The following is a 16,566-nucleotide window of genomic DNA, read 5'->3' as shown; positions in this document are numbered from 1 at the left end:
GGACCGGCGCGGGGCGGCACGACCGCCGCGTCAGTGAGGGGTGAGGACGAGTTCGGCGTTGACGCGCGTCCCGGTGGACATGTCGACCCACCAACGGTCGGCAACCCTGTTGATGATCGACAGTCCGCGACCACTGAGCGAGTCCTCGTCGAACTCGACAGGAGTGAGGGAGCCACCGACACCCGCGTCGTAGACGCTGAGCTCGAGGAGCGTGCCGTTGAGCGACCAAGAGATCTCGATCGTCCCGTCGGGCGTCGGTACGCCGTGGCTGACCGCGTTGGCGATCATCTCGCTGATCACGATGAGCGCGTTGTCGAGCACCACGTCGGAGGCCCGGTGCACCGTGAGGAACGCCGCGAGGCGGGTGCGAGCCACGCTGGGGGTGGACGACACGAATGGCAGGCAGATCGTGTCGTGCGCCTTCATGCGGCCCGCCGATCCGAGGAAGTGGCTGCCTCGGACCACTGACGAGCACATCGACGGTCGCGCATGTAGTCCAAACTAACTACTCCGAGGGGTTCTTTGCCACCCTCTTGGAAAAGAAACACCCCTCGTTCTCATCACACTCGTCGGGGGATGGACCATGGACCCATGAACGAATCCGACATCTCGACCGCTGACATCCAGATCATCCCGGCCTCGATTCCGGCTGACCTCGTGGTCCTGGACGTCCGCGAGGATCATGAGTGGGCGGCCGGGCACATCGACGGCGCCGTCCACATCCCGCTGGGTGACCTACCGGTGCGCGTTGGTGAGCTGGACCCATCCACCAAGACCGTGGTGGTGTGCCACCTGGGCGGGCGATCAGCACGCGCCACCGCTTGGCTGCAGGCCCGGGGTCACGACGTCACGAATGTCGACGGTGGCATGGAGGCCTGGGAACAGGCTGGGCGCCCGGTCACTCGCTGACCCGGGGGCCACCGGTCGATGATCGCGCCGACGGCGTACAGCGGGCGGTGCCGGTGGTAGGCCGTGGACATGACGTCCACGTTCACAGAGGACGCCCGACCTCGTAGACGACCGACAGCGCCGTCGGGACCTGTCCTGGCGGCGCTGCTCGTCGTACTGGGGTGGCGCGGGTGTTGTTCGGTGGTGCAGGTGCTACTTGGCCGCGGCCTTGAGGCGCGACCCGACACTCACCTTGACGCCGAAACCGGCTGGGATGTCGATCGTCTCGCCGGTCGACGGGTTGCGGCCGGTACGAGCAGCGCGCTTGACGCGCTCGACCGACAGGATGCCGGGGATCGAGACCTTTTCACCGTTGCTGACGGAGTCGAGCAGGATCTCGCTGAAGGACGAGAGGACTGCGTCGGCCTCGGCCTTGCTGGTGCCGGCCTTCGAAGCGAGGGCAGCGACGAGGTCGTTGCGTGAGATAGCCACAAAAGCTCCTTGTGAGTGATGGTGTGTGCGCCAACCATCCTATGAAGTTGCGCCGACGGCTCTTCCCCACCCCGGCTGATGTTGTCCGCTTTCGGCCTGCTATCAAGGCCATCCCCCGGGTCTCGGGGCGTCGATGTGGTGGCCGATCTCAGCCAGGTAACGGTCACGGGGCCACTCGGTGACACCCAACGACCCGAGGTGGGGAGTACGCCACTGCGTGTCGATGAGTGCCTCGTCGCCGATCATTCGTGCCAGCGCAACGAGCGCGACCTTCGATGCGTCCGTCGCGTGGTGGAACATCGACTCGCCCGCGAACAACGACCCGATGCTCAAGCCGTAGAGACCGCCGACGAGAGTCCCCTCTGCGTCGCGTGTCTCCACCGAGTGCCCCCAGCCGAGCCGGTGCAGCCTCACGAACGCCTCGCGGATCGGAGAGTCGATCCACGCACCGGGGCGCGAGGGGTCGGCGCACGCATCGATGACCTCCTCGAACGAGTCGTCGACCGTGATCTCGTACCGACGCATCGACCTGCTCAACGACCTGCTGACGCGCACAGCCGAGGGCTCCAGCACACCGCGCTGCATCGGCGACCACCAGAGCAGCTCACCTTCGTGGGGCATCGGGAAGGCGCCGTGGCGGTACGCCTCGATGATCGTGCCCGGCTCGAGGTCCGCTCCCGCGGCCACACAGTCCTCAGGGGGCCAGGCTGTCGGGTCGAACTGCCAGCTGGACGGGGGCAGCGGCCGGGGCTGGGCGGTCACGGCTCGAGCACACGGGTCAGGTGATGGAGGGGGAAGGCGCCCCACTGCGCCCACTCCGCAGCAGTGGCCTCGTCGAGGGACGTCGACCAGCTGACGGCCCGGTTGACAGCCTGGGTCAGGGTGGCCGCGGCGAGCTGGTCGTCAAGATCTGCACTCTGCACTTCCCACACCTCGCGGTAGGCGTTGAGCACGGCCGGCCACGAGTGAGGCGTCATGGTCGTGATCCACCCGTACGGCACGCACATCACCTCGGCGGCATGGGCCCACTGCCCGTCTCCGAAGTCGAACAGCTTCAACCGGTCGCCGACCGCGAAGACGTTCCCGGGGTGCAGATCACCGTGCTGCCACGTGACCGGAAGGGACGACTCCGTCAGGGTGTCGACCGCGCGCGCGATTGCCGGGCGTGCCGTGCGGAGCAGGCCCCGGAGGTCCGCCGAGACGTGGGCGGGGTGTCCGTCGGGCAATGAGGAGAAGACCTCGACCACCCGGTCGTACCTGTCGAGAACCGTCACGGGAGCGAAGTTGGGCAGGCCGGCGATGAGCAGACTTTCGCGATGGTCGGCGGCAGCCCGCTGGATCGCCGCGACCTCACCGAGGAGCCTGCGCCAGTCGTCCTCGGTCAGCTCGTGCGAGTCGCCCAGCGTCTCTCCCAGCTCGCGGGTCAGCATCCATCCCCTCTCCGCGTCGATCGCGTACGGCTTGTCGACCGAGTGAGGAGCGATCCGTGAGAGCTCTGCCTGCAGCCCCGGCTCGAAGGTGAGCCCCACGGCATTCGCCTTGAACCACATCAACCCCTCGCTGGTCGGAACGGTGAGCTGGGTCGACCACGGGCGGATGCGCGGTTGGGCGATAGTCCCCGTGACCCAGTGGCCCCGCAGCTGGAGCTGCTCGGAGATCCAGGCGCTGACCTCGCGCCGCCAGTCGGCCCCAGCGACGCGATCGGAGAAGGGCCGGCCCATGGGGCAAGCCTAGGGCGATGCACCCGCAACGGGTGGAAAGACTACGGATGAGGGATGCTTGGTGCATGGGAATCCGCCACAGTGCCGCCCTCAGTGCCGGAGCGAAGCTGGCACCGCAGGTCGCCTCCGGCTACGTGCGTACAGTCCTCGACCACGCGATCGACGGCATCGGACCCCTGCGGTCTGCCGCCGCGTCCGCCGAGACCAAGCTGGTCGATCACGACGGTGATGTCGAGCGGGCCATCCGCGGGCTCGTCCGCCTCCACTCAACCCTGGCCGGACTGCAAGGCTTCGTCACGAACCTCGGCGGATTCGCGGTGCTCGCGTTCTCGGTGCCGGCCAACGTCGTCGGGGTCACTGTCGTGCAGTGCCACCTCGTCGCAGGCGTTGCCCACCTGCGCGGTTACGACCTCGAGGACCCCCGGGTCCGCAACGCCATCCTCGCCTGCATGCTCGGTGAAGATGCTGTCAAGGACCTCATCAAGGGGCACCGGCTGCCATCCTCGCCGATGGCACTCGCGACGTCGCCCGTCCACGACCCCGAGCTCGACGAGACCCTGTCGCGCGAGGTGACCTCCGAGCTCGTCGGACGCACCGCCGGCAGGCGGGCCATCACCCTTGTCGGGCGCCGCGTGCCGCTGCTGGGCGGCGCCGTCGGCGCCTCGAGCGACGCGTTGGCGACTTGGCAGATCGGGCAGTTCGCCGCCGACGAGCTCCGCGACCGTCGTCTTCACTCGTAGCGCGCATGTCGGTGGTGGCCCCTAGGGTCGTCATCATGACGCTGGAAGCCGTGATCCTCGCGCTGCGCGAGTCGTGGGGGCCCGACACGTGCGCGCCCGAGGACGTCGCCGACTGGACGCCCGACAACCCCGCTCGTGGGCAGTGCGCCACCACGGCACTCGTCATCCACGATCACATCGGGGGCTCACTCGTCATCGGCGAGGTCGTGGTCGACGGCGTGCGGGTCGACTTCCACTGGTGGAACCGGTTGCCCGACGGCGAGCAGGTCGACATCACGCTCGAGCAGTTCATGGCACACGAGCGAGTCGTGGGCGCTCTCGACGTCGTTCGGCCCACTGGGCTCACACGGCTCGACGCGCAATACGCACTTCTGTCGTCCCGGGTGTCGGCCAGGCTTCCCCAGTCCGCCTAGACGAACCCTTCACCGGTTTGGCACGTCCTGTCCCCCAGCGCAGCTCAGCCGCGCGCTCGCACCACGGCGCTCGGGCTCTCTCGCCCCAGCACCCCGGCCATCCACACGCTGGTGGCCACCAGGGCGTCGAGGTCGACACCGTGCTCGATGCCGAGCCCGCTGAGCATCCACACCAGGTCTTCTGTCGCGAGGTTGCCCGTCGCACTTTCTGCATATGGGCACCCGCCAAGCCCGCCCGCCGAGGCGTCGAACGTCGTGATGCCGTGACGCAGCGCGGCGTACGCGTTGGTGAGCGCCTGGCCGTAGGTGTCGTGGAAGTGCATCGCGAGCCGGTCGACCCCGATGCCCGCCGCACCGAAGGCGTCGATCAAGATGCCGACGTGCGCCGCTGTGCCGACTCCGATCGTGTCGCCGAGCGAGAGCTGCGTCGCACCCAGCTCGAGCAGCCTGGCGCCGACGGCGACCACCTGCTCGACAGCGACCGGGCCCTCCCACGGATCGCCGAAGCACATCGAGACGTAGGCGCGCACGTCGACGTCCGCCTCGAGGGCGCGCGTGACGACGGGCTCGAACATCGTCAGCTGCGACTCCAGCGTGGCATTCAGGTTCTTCTGCGCAAAGGTCTCGGTCGCGCTGCCGAAGATGGCCACGTGTGAGCAGCCGGCCTCGAGCGCTCGATCGAGCCCGCGCTCGTTGGGCACCAGCACCGGCAAGGGCACGGGACCGGTGAGTGGCAGGCGAGCCACCAGGTCGGCGGCGTCGGCGAGCTGAGGAACCCATCGCGGGTGCACGAAGCTGGTTGCCTCGACGATCGGGAGGCCGGCGTCGATGAGCCGCGTGATGAACTCCACCTTGGCGTCCAGCGGCACGATCGTCGACTCGTTCTGCAGCCCGTCCCGGGGCCCCACCTCGTAGATCGTCACCGCCGACGGAAGCGAGGCGTCGCGGACGACGCTGGGGCCGGGGCCGGTCATGTCGGATCCACCGTGAAGAGGAGGTGCTTGATGGGCACCTGCCGACCTGCTTCCGCACCCACGAAGGCAACCACCCCGTCGTACGGAGCCACGAGTGCGAGCTCCATCTTCATGGCCTCCACGACGCCGAGCTGCTGGCCCAGCGTCACGACGTCGCCCTCAGAGACGTCGACCCGCAACACCGTGCCGGGCATGGGCGAGACGATGTCCGCGTCGGTCGAGACGCCGCGCTGGTGCCCTCCGCGCATCGGATCGGGGCGGGCGAGGCTCCAGGGTTGTCCCTGCCACCCGATCGTGTTGCCGTCCGCGTCGATGATGGCAAGGGCGGAGGCGTCGGTGGCGGTCTCGTCCACGGTGAACGCGAACGTCCACGACCTGTCGGCCTCGTCGACGAGGGTGACGAGCGTTGGCGCTGGCTCGGCGCCCGAGCGCCAGCCGTCGGCCAGTCCGAAGGGGTCATGGGTCGTGGCGACCTCGTAGCGCGCCCACAGTGCGGCCGCGGCATGCACCGCGTCAGCGGGCACCTCGGGCAAGGTCAGCAGGTCCACCGCGCCGGCTTCGTCGCCGTCCAGCCACGACGTGTGGATGTCACCGCGCGCGAACTCGTCGCTGGCCACGAGCCTGCGGACGAACCCGACGTTGGTCACGACTCCGAAGATGCAGGTGTCGTCGAGAGCCTCGACCATCCGAGCTCTTGCCTCCTCGCGGTCGCCACCCGCGACCACGATCTTGCCGAGCATCGGGTCGTACGCCGTCGACACCTCAGCATCGCGCTCGAGGTCGGACTCGATGCGCGCTCCGCCGGGCCACGCCACGTCGAGGACGTGCCCGGCCTGCGGCAGGAAGCCGGCGTACGGGTCCTCGGCGTAGACCCGCACCTCGATGGCGTGCCCGGTCTCGGTGATCTCGGCCTGGCCGAGGGGGAGGTCGTGTCCGGCCGCCACGGTCAGCTGCCACTTCACGAGGTCGAGCCCTGTGATCGCCTCGGTGACGGGGTGCTCGACCTGGAGGCGCGTGTTCATCTCCAGGAAGTAGGCCTCGCCATCTGCCACGAGGAACTCCACCGTTCCTGCGCCGGTGTAGCCGACCTCGCGACACAGCGCCACGGATGAGTCGTGGAGCGTGCGGCGCAGGTCAGCGCCGATGCCGGTGGCCGGCGCCTCCTCGACGACTTTCTGGTGCCGACGCTGCACTGAGCAGTCGCGCTCGAACATGTGCACGATGTTGCCGGCTTCGTCGCCGAACACCTGCACCTCGACGTGGCGGCCCGCCTCGACGTACTTCTCGATCAGCAAGGTGTCGTCGCCGAAGGCTGAGGCGGCCTCGCGACCTGCAGCGTCGACAGCGGCTTCGAGCGCAGCCGCCTCGCGAACGATGCGCATGCCTTTGCCACCACCGCCCGCCGCGGCCTTGACGATGACGGGATAGGCGTCAGCTGGCACGTCGGCCGGGTCGAACTGCGGAGTGACCGGCACACCTGCGCGTTCGGCGATGGTGCGTGCGCGGTCCTTGCGGCCCATCACGTCCATGACGTCGGCCGTCGGCCCGATGAAGACGAGGCCGGCCTCCACCACTGCCCGCGCGAAGTCGGCGCGCTCGGACAGGAAGCCGTAGCCGGGATGGATCGCCTCGGCCCCGGCGTACCTGGCAGCGGCGAGGATCCGCTCGACCGACAGGTAGGACTCGGCAGCCGGGGTGGGTCCGATGCGCACCGACTCGTCGGCCAGGCGCACATATGGCGCGTCGGCGTCTGCGTCGGAGTACACCGCGATGCTGCGCAGGCCGACCTCTCGGCAGGCCCGGATGACTCGAGCGGCGATCTCGCCACGGTTGGCGATCAGGACCGAGCTGAAGGGCTTCGAGCTGGATGGCATGAGGGTGGCACTCACATTCTGAAGAGCCCGAAGCGCGGCTCAGGGATCGGTGTGGCGGACGCGACCTGCAGGCCCATGGCCAGGACCCGCCGCGTGTCGACGGGGTCGATGATGCCGTCGTCCCAGAGCCGCGCCGAGGAGTAGTACGGCGATCCCTGCTCCTCGAACTGGGCCAGGAGCGGAGCGCGGAAGGCCGCCTCGTCATCGGCTGACCACTCCTCGCCCTTGGCCTCGAGGCCGTCGCGGCGCACCGTGGCCAGCACCGACGCGGCCTGCTCCCCGCCCATCACCGAGATGCGCGCATTGGGCCACATCCACAGGAAGCGCGGGTCGTAGGCCCGGCCGCACATGCCGTAGTTGCCTGCGCCGAACGACCCCCCGATGACGACGGTGAACTTGGGGACGACCGACGAGGCGACCGCGGTGACGAGCTTGGCGCCGTCCTTGGCGATTCCGCGATTCTCGTACTCCTGCCCGACCATGAAGCCCGTGATGTTCTGCAGGAACACGAGGGGGATGCCCCGCTGGTTGGCGAGCTCGACGAAGTGCGCCCCCTTGAGGGCGGACTCGCTGAACAAGATGCCGTTGTTCGCGACGATCGCGACGGGGTAGCCGCAGATGCGGGCGAACCCACAGACGAGGGTCTCGCCGTACAACGGCTTGAACTCGTGGAGTCTCGAGTCGTCGACCACCCGACGGATGACCTCGCGGACGTCGTACGGCGTGCGTCCGTCGACCGGCACCACGTCGTAGAGGGTCTCGGGATCTTCGACGGGCTCGGCCGGCTCGTGCGGCGGGGGGGTGCTCGTCGGGCGCTCCAGCGTGCCAACGATCGAGCGCACGATCTGCAGCGCGTGCTCGTCGTCGTCCGCAAGGTGGTCGGCCACCCCGGACGTTCGCGCATGGACGTCACCGCCGCCGAGGTCCTCTGCCGACACCACCTCGCCGGTCGCGGCCTTCACCAGCGGTGGTCCTGCGAGGAAGATCGTGCCCTGATCCCTCACGATGACGGTCTCGTCGCTCATGGCCGGGACGTAGGCACCGCCGGCCGTGCAGGAGCCCATCACTGCCGCGATCTGGGGGATTCGGAGGGAGGACATCTGCGCCTGGTTGTAGAAGATCCGGCCGAAGTGCTCACGGTCCGGAAACACCTCGTCCTGCATCGGAAGGAAAGCGCCCCCGGAGTCGACGAGGTAGAGGCAGGGCAGCGTGTTCTGCTGCGCGATGGTCTGCGCCCGAAGATGCTTCTTGACCGTCAGCGGGTAGTACGTCCCGCCCTTCACCGTGGCGTCGTTCGCGATGATGGCGCACTCGCGACCGCTCACCCGACCGATGCCGGTGATGATGCCGGCGCTGGGCACCGCGCCGCCATACATCTCCCAGGCGGCGAGTGGGGCGATCTCGAGGAAGGGCGATCCCGGGTCGAGGAGGTGGTCGATGCGATCACGCGGGAGCAGCTTGCCCCGGGCGACGTGCCGCTCTCGTGACGCCTCGCTGCCACCCTCGCGCACGGTCGTGAGTCGGGTGCGCAGCTGCTCGACGAGTTCTCGCATGCCATGAGGTTAACAGCCGTTAACCTCATGCGGCTAGGCTGGTGACGTGGCCACCGACCAAGGGACAAGCACCCGCCGTGAGCAGATCCTCGACACCGCTGCGACGTTGTTCGCAGAGCGCGGGTTCCACGGGGTGTCCGTGCACGACATCGGTGCGGCCTGCGGCATCTCAGGCCCCGCGCTCTACAAGCACTTCGCCGGCAAGGACGACATCCTCACCCACGCGCTCACAGCGATCAGTGAGCGGCTGCTTGCCGAAGGTCGAGCTCGGGTGGCGGCAGCCCCCGCGCCCCACCAGGCGCTGGACGCCCTCATCGGGTGGCACATCGACTTCGCCCTCGGCAATCCGTCGCTCATCGTGATCCAGGAGCGGGAGTGGTCGAACCTCGACAGCGCCGGCCGCAAAAGGGTTCGTTCGCTCCAGCTCGACTACATCGACGTGTGGGTCGACACGATCTGCCAGATCCGTGACGACCTCGACCCGTCCGAGGTGCGTGCGGCGGTGCAGGCGACATTTGGGCTTCTCAACTCCACACCCCACAGCGCACGCATCAGCGAGTCGGCGATGCGTGACCGGCTCACGCTGATGGCGCGATCGGCACTGCGGGCGTAGGCCTCCGCCCACGCACCGTCGCTGCCGCGACACCTGTCAACATCACTGCCCCACCCACCAGCTCGAGGGCCGTCGGAACCTCGTCCTGCACGATCCAGGCCGTTGCGATGCCGACGACCGGCACCAGCAGGACGAAGGGCACCACCGCGCTGGCCGGGTGGCGGGCGAGGAGGCTGTTCCAGATTCCGTAGCCGAGGAGCGAGGCGCCGAGAGCGGTGTAAGCCGTGCTCGCGATCGCCGTGCCCGAGAGGTGTGTGAGCGCGCGGCCGACCTCGTCACCGCCGTCGAGCAGCAGCGACAGGACGAGGGCTGGGACCGGCACCACAAGGGCGGACCACACCACGAGCGACAGGCCTGACGCCACGCCCGCACGGCGAGTGATGACGTTGCCGATCGCCCACGACATCGCGGCGCCGAGCATCACCAGAACCGGCACGATCGGGGCCGATACGCCGTGGGCCACGACCACCAGCGCCAACCCCGCCGTGCCGATAGAGGCACCGACGATCTGACGCCTGGTCGGGTGCTCCTTGATGACGACGGTGGCTATCACGATCGTGAAGATGATCTGAGCCTGCAGCACCAGCGACGCCAGCCCCGACGGCATGCCCAGGTGGAGTGCGAGGTAGAGCAGGCTGAATTGTCCGAGGCTCATGAATGTGCCGACGGCGACGACGGCGCGCCACGGTGCCTTCGGTGGAGGGATGAAGAACACGAGGGGCAGCGACACGATGGTGAAGCGCATCGCGAGGAAGAGCAGCGGAGGAACGTCGGCGAGCCCTTCGTCGATCACCACGAAGTTGGCGCCCCACACCAGCATCACCAGCATCGCGAGCAGGCTGTGCTTGAGCGACATGCTGCCAGTCTCTCTCATTGTCACAATGAAGCACCAGCGATGGTTTGTGAGTGAAACGCCGTACGGTTGCTTCATGATCGATGTGGGAGCACTTCGGGCCCTGATCGCTGTTCGCGACCATGGCAGCATCGTGTCGGCGGCAGCTGCGCTCGACTTCACCCCCTCCGCGGTCTCGCAGAAGATCAAGAAGCTCGAGCGTCAAAGCCGATCTCCCATGCTCGAGCGGGTGGGTCGAGGCGTCATCCTCACCGAACGCGGCCGCCTTCTTGCACAGCGCGGCACCCAGCTGCTCGCTGACCTCGAGCAGGTGGAAAACCTCGCGGTCGGTGGGGCCCAAGAGCTTAGAGGCTCGTTGCGGGTGGCATCGTTCTCCACCGGGTCGCGCGGAATCATCGCTCCACTACTGGCACGACTCCGGTCGTCCGCACCCGATCTCGACGTCACGGTCGTGGAGTCCGACCCACGCGAGTCCGTCACCCTCGTGGAGCGGGGCGGCGCCGACCTGGCGATCGTCCATGACTGGAACACGCTCCCGCTGGACCTGCCGGCGACCCTCGAACAGCTCCGGCTCGTCGACGACGAGGCCGACGTCCTGCTGCCCTGGAACCACCCGCTCTCGATGCGGGACTCGGTGAGCCCCATGGACCTCCTGCACGAACGATGGGTCACGACCCCCGCCGGCACGATCTGCCACGAGTGGCTCGTACACATGTTTGCGCTGCACGGACAGCGTCCCGACGTCCGCTACTTCGACGGCTCCTACTCGACCCACGCCGCGATGGTCGAGCACGGCGTCGCCGTCGCCCTCGTCCCCCGGCTCGGACGCGAGCCGCTCTCGCCGCGAGTCCGCTCCATCCCCGTGATCGACCCGACCCCGCGCCGCCAGGTCAGTGCGCTGTGGCGCAGATCGAGCACCGACAACCCCGCCCGGCAGCTCGTTCAGCGCGAGCTCGAGGACCTCTTCCTGATGTCGATCGAGCCGTGAACCTGGTCTCGAGACAGCCATCTCCCAGTCGTTGACCCACGCGTCGGGTGGTGCGACGAGCAGCCTCCCCGACGGTGGAGCAGGCCCCGGTGCATCATTCTTCTCAGGCATCCTCGAGGGAGCGCCACGACACCAGTGCGGCCGCCAGTGCGACACCGATCGCGACGGCCGAGGTCAGCTGTACGCCGAGGTTGAAGGCCGCATGGGCAGACTGCACAAGGTTCGCCCCCACCTCGTTCGGATAGTTCCGCGCGTACTCAACAGTGCTACCGAGCGTCTCGAACGACGAGTTGGTGTCGCCGTACTGCGCGACCGACGGGATCGTGAGGTGCGAGCGGTAGGTCGATGTCAGGATGCTGCCGAGCACCGCCGTGCCCAGCACCGCACCAATCTCGTACGCGGTCTCGGAGATGGCCGACGCGGCGCCGGCCTTGAACGGGGGGACGCTCGAGAGCATCAGGTCGTTCGTCAGGGTCTCGGCCAGGCCGATGCCCAGACCGAGGACCGCGAAGGCGACCATGACCGACGTCGTGGTCGGCGTGCCGAGGAAGGCCGCAATCGCATAGCCCGAGGCGGATAGCACGAAGCTTCCTGAGACGAGAACCCGCGCAGGGAAGATGCGTACGAGGCGCACCGCGGCGAAGCCGGCGAATACCGTCACGACGAGGCCTGGCAGCAGCACGGTGGCGGCAGCGAGCGGCGACAGGCCGACGACGAGCTGCAGGAACTGCGCCGCGAAGAACACGAAGCCGGCGTAGCCCATCAGGCTCAACAGGTTGGCGACGATGGCGCCGCTGAAGACCCGGTCCGAGAACAGCGACATGTCAATCATCGGATCCCGAAGCCGACGCTGGCGACGGATGAACGCCACCGCGCTGGCCACGCCGACACCGAAGCCCGTCAGGGCAAGGTCGCTGAAACCGTGCTCGGCAACCTGCTTGATGCCGACGACCAGCGGCAGCATCGTCGTCATCGACAGCACGATGCTCACCACGTCGATGCGACCCGGTCTCGGATCACGCGACTCGGGCAGCAGGACCGTCGCGGCCACCAGGAACACGATGATGATCGGCACGTTGATGAAGAAGACGGAGCCCCACCAGAAGTGCTCGAGGAGCCAACCGCCGACGACCGGGCCGAGCGCAGCGCCGCCGGCGAACATTGATGCCCACGTGGCGATGGCGAGCCGGCGGTCGTCACGGTGCGCGAAGATGTTGCGGATCAGCGAGAGGGTCGACGGCATGAGTGTCGCGCCGAAGACGCCGAGCAGTGCGCGCGAGGCGAACAACGCCTCGGCGCTGGGGCTGAACGCAGCGCACACCGAGGCGATGCCGAAGCCGACCGAGCCGATGAACAGCAGCTTGCGCCTCCCGATGCGGTCGCCGAGGCTGCCCATCGCGATCAGCAGACCCGCGAGCATCAGCGGGTAGATGTCAACGAGCCACAGCATCTGCTCACCCGTGGGGTGGAGCGCGACGCTGACCTGGGGCAGAGCGAAGCTCAGCACGGTGTTGTCGATCGAGGTGAGCAGGACCGGGAGCATGAGGACACCCAGAGCAAGCCACTCGCGGGGTCCGGCTCGTCGTTCGGAACTGCGCTCCTGGAGGTAGCGCGGGTCGATCGTGGACATCTTTCCTCCTCCCTTGCGGCCTAAACTACTGTACCGTCCAGACGGTATAGTAACGAGCGGGGAGGTGGTGATATTCCTCTCGCTAGGATGCTCACATGGTGGCCACCGAACGTTCGACTCATGACCGCCTGCTCGATGCCTTCGAGACACTTCTCGTCACTGCCGGCAGCCGGGCCGCCACTCTCGACGCCGTCGCCGCGATGGCGGAGGTGTCCAAGGGCGGGTTGCTCTACCACTTCCACAGCAAGGACGAGCTGGTCGAGGCCATGCTCACCCGACTTCGGGAGCAGGGTGCCGCCGATGCCGCCAAGATGCGCACCGCGAGCAACGGGCCGGTCGAGTTCTACCTCGCTACCTCGATGAACACCGGCAGCGCCTTCGACCGTGCACTCATCGCCGCCGCGCGCATCGCCCAGGAGAACGACTCCCGAGCATCAGCCGCGCTCGCCGACCTCCGAGAAGGCTGGATCGCCGTCCTGCGCGAGCACCTCGGTGATGAGTCGCTGGCGCGCACCATCCAGCTCATCGGCGACGGACTCTACTTCGACGACACCACGGGCCTGAGCGAGAAGAACGCCCTCAAGCACGTGCGCGACGTGCTCAGACGTCTCGACGTGCTCTAGCCCGAACGGGCCGCGCGCGGCTGTCTCCACCCAGCTCTCTGCCACTGTTCACCCGCAGGCCACACGACGGACAGGGCACGGCCATCCAGCAGCCCTGAACTCTGCACATGTCGTTACCCCAGCCACACGTCCGCCGCGCTGTCCACGTCATCGGCGCGGCCGCTCTCGCCGTCGGCCTCCTGGCCGCACCGGCCACCGCCACGCCCGACACCAACAAGGTCCTGGCCGGCCGCCACCACCCGCACGCCCAGAAGATCACGGTCTTCGGGCATCGAGGCGCACCCGGATATCGCCCCGAGCACACCCTCGCTGGTTACGCGTTGGCCATTCGACTCGGAGCCGACTACATCGAGCCCGACCTCGTGAGCACGAAGGACGGCGTCCTCGTCGCGCGGCACGAGAACGAGATCAGCACCACGACGAACGTGGCCGACCACCCCGAGTTCGCCCAGCGCAAGACCACCAAGAGCATCGACGGCGTCAACCTCGCCGGGTGGTTCACCGAGGACTTCACCCTCGCCGAGCTCCGTACGCTCCGCGCGAAGGAGCGGCTGCCCGCCGTTCGTCCGGGCAACACCCGCTACGACGGGCAGTTCAACATCCCGACGTTCGACGAAGTGCTGGCGCTCGTCAAGAGCGAGAGCCGCAAGCAAGGCCGCACGATCGGTGTCGCGCCCGAGACGAAGCACCCGACCTACTTCCGCTCGATCGGCCTGCCCCTCGAGCGGCCGATGCTCCGTTCACTGCGCAAGACCGGCCTTGACTCTGCCCGGTCGAAGGTCCTGATCCAGTCATTCGAGACGACGAACCTGCGTAGCCTCGCCACCCAGACCCGCGTCCCGCTGGAGCAGCTCACCTCTGCCGTCGGCGCTCCCTACGACCTGGTCGTGGCCGGCGACCCGCGCACCTATGCCGACATCATGTCGCCAGCCGGACTGCGCAAGGTCGCACAGTACGCCGACTGGCTCGGACCGGAGAAGAACAGCATCATCCCGCGGGACGCGAAGGGATTTCTGACCGAGCCGAGCCCCGTGGTCGACGACGCTCACCGAGCCGGTCTGAAGGTCCTTGCCTACACGTTCCGCGACGAAAATCAGTTCCTGCCGGCCGACTTCCGCGTCGGTACCGATCCGAACGCCAAGGGTGACATCTTCGCCGAGCTGAAGACATTCTTCGACGCCGGTCTGGATGGCGTCTTCGCCGACTACCCGGACAGCGCCGACGCCGCCCGCGACTGGTACGACGACAAGAACTGACCCCGTTTCTTCCGGGTTGTCAGGGCTTACGAAGCTTGAGGAAGATGCTCGGTCCGAAGTTGCTCTTGGCGAGGTAACGCTGGGTGGCCCGCTCCGCCGCGATCATCGCGCTCTTGGGCAGGGCGCGCTTCAGCTTCTGGCTTCGCAGGTTCGACACCGAGAGCTTGCTCTCCAGCCGCAGCCCCGCAGCCTCCAGCTGCCCGACGACGGTGTCGATGTTGTGGTTGACGAACGCGATCGCGTCCGGTTCGTCCGCCTTGACGGTGCGGATGCTCACCGGCTCGGTCGGCATGGGGGTGCCTTCCTTGCGGTGGCGCCGACGGTTCTTGTAATGGCCGTAGTTGGCCACCTCGATGATCGCGGTACCGCCGGGCGCGAGCACGCGTGAGATCTCGGCGAACTCTGCCGACGGCTCGGGGATGTGGTGCATCACGCGCACCATCGTGACGAGGTCGAGCTCGCCGTCGGCGAACTTCAGGTCGTCCGCCTGCATCTGCACCTGGGCGATGTCGGTGCCCTGGAGCACCTCCTTGGCAGCCTCGAGCTGGGTCGCTGCGGGCTCCGCCAGCGTGACCTTGTCGGAAAAGGTGCGCAACAGGATGCACAGCCGTCCGAATCCTCCGCCGATGTCGGCGGCAGCCGAGAAGTGCTTGCCCTTCAGCAGGCGCCGGATCGCGATGTGCTCGGCGGCGTTCTCGTAGTCACGGTTGTCCCAGTACTTCGTGTAGTCGTAGCCACGCTCGTACTGGTTGGCAACCTTCTTGGAGGGCTTGTCGTCATTCACAAAAGAACCCTAGCAACCGGGCCGGCAGGCTTCGAAAGAACGTCGGCCGTTCTCGTCTCGATCCACATGCCCCGACGCCAGGACCCCCCGCAACGTCGAGCCCACTGCTTCCCCGCGATTCGCCTGACCCAGGCCCGGCGAGGGGTCAGCCGAAGGTGCGCGGGCCGAACTCCGGCGTGCCCTTGGACATACCAGCCTTGCGCGCGATGGTCGTGTTGCGGGACTTGAACATCAGCGCCTGCAGCCTTCGCTCGAGCCGGAATGCCTGCCGAATGCTGCCGTGCCGGTTGGCGTACATCAGCTTCTTCGTGGCCGCGACCGAGTCGGGCGAACGTTCGACGATCTGTTCGACGAGATCGAGCGCAGCCTTGAGGGGGTCGGTGCTGACCTCCGTCGCCAGACCCAGCTCGGCGGCGCGCTCGCCGGTGAACGACTCGCCCGTCATGGCCAGGCGCATCGCCACATCGGCCGGCAAGAGCTCGCCGAACGGCACCGTGCCGGCCATGTCGGGGACGAGGCCCCACTTGGCCTCGAGGATCGACCAGATGGCGTCGGGTGTGGTGAAGCGGAAGTCTGCACCTACCGCCAGCTGCAGCCCGGCGCCGTAGCAGTGGCCGTGGATGACCGCGATGACAGGCACGGGGAGGTCGCGCCAGATCCAGTTGACCTTCTGGAACGTGTTGACCGTCCGAGGGCCCGCGAAGAAGAATCGAGCAACCTTCTTCTTGTCCTTGAAGGCGGCGCCAAAATCGAGACCCGCGCAGAACGACCGGCCGTTGCCCTGCAGCACCACTGCACGGATGTCCCGGTTGCCCCGCAGCGACTCCGCTGCCGAGATCAGTTCCTTGATCGTCTCGAGGTCGACACCGTTGAGCTTGTCGGGCCGATTGAGGGTCACATAGGCGATGGGGCCGTCGATCTCGGTGAGAACACGAGGAGATTCGGTCATCCGCCCAGATTACCGGGCGCAGACGACGTCGATCAGCCGACGAGTGCCCTGATTTGCTCGATCGTGGACTGAAGGGAAGCGCTGGCCTTCAGTGTTTGGGGGCCATCGTGGTGCGGCCACCCCGGCCCGCCGAGCACCATCGTGGTGGGTGGCCCGACGGACTCGACCACCTGCTAGAGGCGGTCGTCGTCAGTACGCGGCAGGGATGCCCAAAT

The 16,566-nt window shown here is 67.7% G+C and carries 18 protein-coding genes; 7 read left to right on the top strand and 11 right to left on the bottom strand.

Features of this window, described 5'->3' with window-relative positions:
• Nucleotides 1–30: 30 nt before the first annotated feature.
• Nucleotides 31–465 (bottom strand): ATP-binding protein, encoded by a 435-nt coding sequence (locus tag H7290_RS12030; RefSeq protein ID WP_290514257.1) that lies wholly within the window; start codon nucleotides 463–465, stop codon nucleotides 31–33.
• Nucleotides 466–591: 126 nt separating this feature from the next.
• Here H7290_RS12030 and H7290_RS12025 point away from each other — a divergent pair, with 126 nt between their 5' ends.
• On the top strand, nucleotides 592–909 hold the full coding sequence (locus H7290_RS12025) for a rhodanese-like domain-containing protein (RefSeq protein ID WP_290514256.1): 318 nt from the start codon (nucleotides 592–594) through the stop codon (nucleotides 907–909).
• Between the two features lie 192 nt (nucleotides 910–1,101).
• Here the strand turns inward: H7290_RS12025 and H7290_RS12020 are convergent, their stop codons facing one another.
• The 3 genes from H7290_RS12020 to H7290_RS12010 form a co-directional block, all read right to left on the bottom strand.
• A complete protein-coding gene (locus H7290_RS12020) occupies nucleotides 1,102–1,374 on the bottom strand; it encodes an HU family DNA-binding protein (protein ID WP_290514280.1) in 273 nt (90 codons plus the stop codon).
• A gap of 108 nt (nucleotides 1,375–1,482) precedes the next feature.
• On the bottom strand, nucleotides 1,483–2,142 hold the full coding sequence (gene aat / locus H7290_RS12015) for a leucyl/phenylalanyl-tRNA--protein transferase (RefSeq protein ID WP_290514255.1): 660 nt from the start codon (nucleotides 2,140–2,142) through the stop codon (nucleotides 1,483–1,485).
• Nucleotides 2,139–3,101 (bottom strand): phosphotransferase, encoded by a 963-nt coding sequence (locus H7290_RS12010; protein ID WP_290514254.1) that lies wholly within the window; start codon nucleotides 3,099–3,101, stop codon nucleotides 2,139–2,141. Before H7290_RS12010 ends, aat begins: the two co-directional genes overlap by 4 nt.
• A 65-nt stretch (nucleotides 3,102–3,166) precedes the next feature.
• Between H7290_RS12010 and H7290_RS12005 the strand changes: the two genes are divergently transcribed.
• Both H7290_RS12005 and H7290_RS12000 read left to right on the top strand, forming a co-directional pair.
• On the top strand, nucleotides 3,167–3,841 hold the full coding sequence (locus tag H7290_RS12005) for an EcsC family protein (protein WP_290514253.1): 675 nt from the start codon (nucleotides 3,167–3,169) through the stop codon (nucleotides 3,839–3,841).
• 35 nt (nucleotides 3,842–3,876) lie between these two features.
• Nucleotides 3,877–4,254, top strand: coding sequence for a hypothetical protein (locus H7290_RS12000; RefSeq protein WP_290514252.1), 378 nt, complete (start codon nucleotides 3,877–3,879; stop codon nucleotides 4,252–4,254).
• Between the two features lie 44 nt (nucleotides 4,255–4,298).
• Here H7290_RS12000 and H7290_RS11995 read toward each other — a convergent pair whose 3' ends face one another.
• Genes H7290_RS11995 through H7290_RS11985 form a run of 3 tightly spaced genes read right to left on the bottom strand, consistent with a single transcriptional unit; the run spans nucleotide 4,299 to nucleotide 8,655 of the window.
• The gene (locus H7290_RS11995) at nucleotides 4,299–5,228 is read right to left on the bottom strand and encodes a hydroxymethylglutaryl-CoA lyase (RefSeq protein ID WP_290514251.1); all 930 of its coding nucleotides are present in this window, start codon (nucleotides 5,226–5,228) and stop codon (nucleotides 4,299–4,301) included.
• The gene (locus tag H7290_RS11990) at nucleotides 5,225–7,102 is read right to left on the bottom strand and encodes a biotin carboxylase N-terminal domain-containing protein (protein ID WP_290514250.1); all 1,878 of its coding nucleotides are present in this window, start codon (nucleotides 7,100–7,102) and stop codon (nucleotides 5,225–5,227) included. The genes H7290_RS11995 and H7290_RS11990 overlap by 4 nt, the downstream gene beginning before the upstream one ends.
• A gap of 11 nt (nucleotides 7,103–7,113) precedes the next feature.
• On the bottom strand, nucleotides 7,114–8,655 hold the full coding sequence (locus H7290_RS11985; protein ID WP_290514249.1) for a carboxyl transferase domain-containing protein: 1,542 nt from the start codon (nucleotides 8,653–8,655) through the stop codon (nucleotides 7,114–7,116).
• A gap of 46 nt (nucleotides 8,656–8,701) precedes the next feature.
• Here H7290_RS11985 and H7290_RS11980 point away from each other — a divergent pair, with 46 nt between their 5' ends.
• The gene (locus H7290_RS11980; protein WP_290514248.1) at nucleotides 8,702–9,268 is read left to right on the top strand and encodes a TetR/AcrR family transcriptional regulator; all 567 of its coding nucleotides are present in this window, start codon (nucleotides 8,702–8,704) and stop codon (nucleotides 9,266–9,268) included.
• Here the strand turns inward: H7290_RS11980 and H7290_RS11975 are convergent.
• The gene (locus H7290_RS11975) at nucleotides 9,234–10,124 is read right to left on the bottom strand and encodes an EamA family transporter (protein ID WP_290514247.1); all 891 of its coding nucleotides are present in this window, start codon (nucleotides 10,122–10,124) and stop codon (nucleotides 9,234–9,236) included. The genes H7290_RS11980 and H7290_RS11975 overlap by 35 nt on opposite strands.
• A gap of 73 nt (nucleotides 10,125–10,197) precedes the next feature.
• Here H7290_RS11975 and H7290_RS11970 point away from each other — a divergent pair, with 73 nt between their 5' ends.
• A complete protein-coding gene (locus tag H7290_RS11970) occupies nucleotides 10,198–11,109 on the top strand; it encodes a LysR family transcriptional regulator (RefSeq protein ID WP_290514246.1) in 912 nt (303 codons plus the stop codon).
• A 103-nt stretch (nucleotides 11,110–11,212) separates the two neighbouring features.
• On the opposite strand, the gene H7290_RS11965 is transcribed toward H7290_RS11970, so the two are convergent.
• Nucleotides 11,213–12,739: an MFS transporter gene (locus H7290_RS11965; RefSeq protein ID WP_290514245.1), complete on the bottom strand. Its 1,527-nt coding sequence runs from the start codon at nucleotides 12,737–12,739 to the stop codon at nucleotides 11,213–11,215.
• A gap of 95 nt (nucleotides 12,740–12,834) precedes the next feature.
• On the opposite strand from H7290_RS11965, the gene H7290_RS11960 reads away from it, so the two are divergent.
• Together H7290_RS11960 and H7290_RS11955 are read left to right on the top strand one after the other, a co-directional pair.
• Nucleotides 12,835–13,362, top strand: coding sequence for a TetR/AcrR family transcriptional regulator (locus H7290_RS11960; protein ID WP_290514244.1), 528 nt, complete (start codon nucleotides 12,835–12,837; stop codon nucleotides 13,360–13,362).
• 107 nt (nucleotides 13,363–13,469) lie between these two features.
• Nucleotides 13,470–14,618, top strand: a complete 1,149-nt coding sequence (locus H7290_RS11955) for a glycerophosphodiester phosphodiesterase (RefSeq protein WP_290514243.1) — start codon at nucleotides 13,470–13,472, stop codon at nucleotides 14,616–14,618.
• A gap of 19 nt (nucleotides 14,619–14,637) precedes the next feature.
• Here the strand turns inward: H7290_RS11955 and H7290_RS11950 are convergent, their stop codons facing one another.
• Together H7290_RS11950 and H7290_RS11945 are read right to left on the bottom strand one after the other, a co-directional pair.
• Nucleotides 14,638–15,402, bottom strand: a complete 765-nt coding sequence (locus tag H7290_RS11950) for a class I SAM-dependent methyltransferase (protein WP_290514242.1) — start codon at nucleotides 15,400–15,402, stop codon at nucleotides 14,638–14,640.
• 145 nt (nucleotides 15,403–15,547) lie between these two features.
• A complete protein-coding gene (locus H7290_RS11945) occupies nucleotides 15,548–16,351 on the bottom strand; it encodes a crotonase/enoyl-CoA hydratase family protein (protein ID WP_290514241.1) in 804 nt (267 codons plus the stop codon).
• Nucleotides 16,352–16,566 lie beyond the last annotated feature (215 nt).

Source organism: Aeromicrobium sp. (genome assembly GCF_014378035.1).
Classification (GTDB): Bacteria; Actinomycetota; Actinomycetes; order Propionibacteriales; family Nocardioidaceae; genus Aeromicrobium.
Note: the sequence above shows the minus strand (reverse complement) of the source record. Positions and strands in the feature narration are given on the sequence as shown.

Coding starts and splice junctions, on each gene's coding strand:
- H7290_RS11975 (WP_290514247.1), bottom strand. CDS start 10,124: ATGTCGCTCAAGCACAGCCTGCTCGCGATGCTGGTGATGCTGGTGTGG.
- H7290_RS11955 (WP_290514243.1), top strand. CDS start 13,470: ATGTCGTTACCCCAGCCACACGTCCGCCGCGCTGTCCACGTCATCGGC.
- H7290_RS11945 (WP_290514241.1), bottom strand. CDS start 16,351: ATGACCGAATCTCCTCGTGTTCTCACCGAGATCGACGGCCCCATCGCC.
- H7290_RS12000 (WP_290514252.1), top strand. CDS start 3,877: ATGACGCTGGAAGCCGTGATCCTCGCGCTGCGCGAGTCGTGGGGGCCC.
- H7290_RS11985 (WP_290514249.1), bottom strand. CDS start 8,655: ATGCGAGAACTCGTCGAGCAGCTGCGCACCCGACTCACGACCGTGCGC.
- H7290_RS11965 (WP_290514245.1), bottom strand. CDS start 12,739: ATGTCCACGATCGACCCGCGCTACCTCCAGGAGCGCAGTTCCGAACGA.
- H7290_RS11960 (WP_290514244.1), top strand. CDS start 12,835: ATGGTGGCCACCGAACGTTCGACTCATGACCGCCTGCTCGATGCCTTC.
- H7290_RS12025 (WP_290514256.1), top strand. CDS start 592: ATGAACGAATCCGACATCTCGACCGCTGACATCCAGATCATCCCGGCC.
- H7290_RS11995 (WP_290514251.1), bottom strand. CDS start 5,228: ATGACCGGCCCCGGCCCCAGCGTCGTCCGCGACGCCTCGCTTCCGTCG.
- H7290_RS11990 (WP_290514250.1), bottom strand. CDS start 7,102: ATGCCATCCAGCTCGAAGCCCTTCAGCTCGGTCCTGATCGCCAACCGT.
- H7290_RS12005 (WP_290514253.1), top strand. CDS start 3,167: ATGGGAATCCGCCACAGTGCCGCCCTCAGTGCCGGAGCGAAGCTGGCA.
- H7290_RS11970 (WP_290514246.1), top strand. CDS start 10,198: ATGATCGATGTGGGAGCACTTCGGGCCCTGATCGCTGTTCGCGACCAT.
- H7290_RS12010 (WP_290514254.1), bottom strand. CDS start 3,101: ATGGGCCGGCCCTTCTCCGATCGCGTCGCTGGGGCCGACTGGCGGCGC.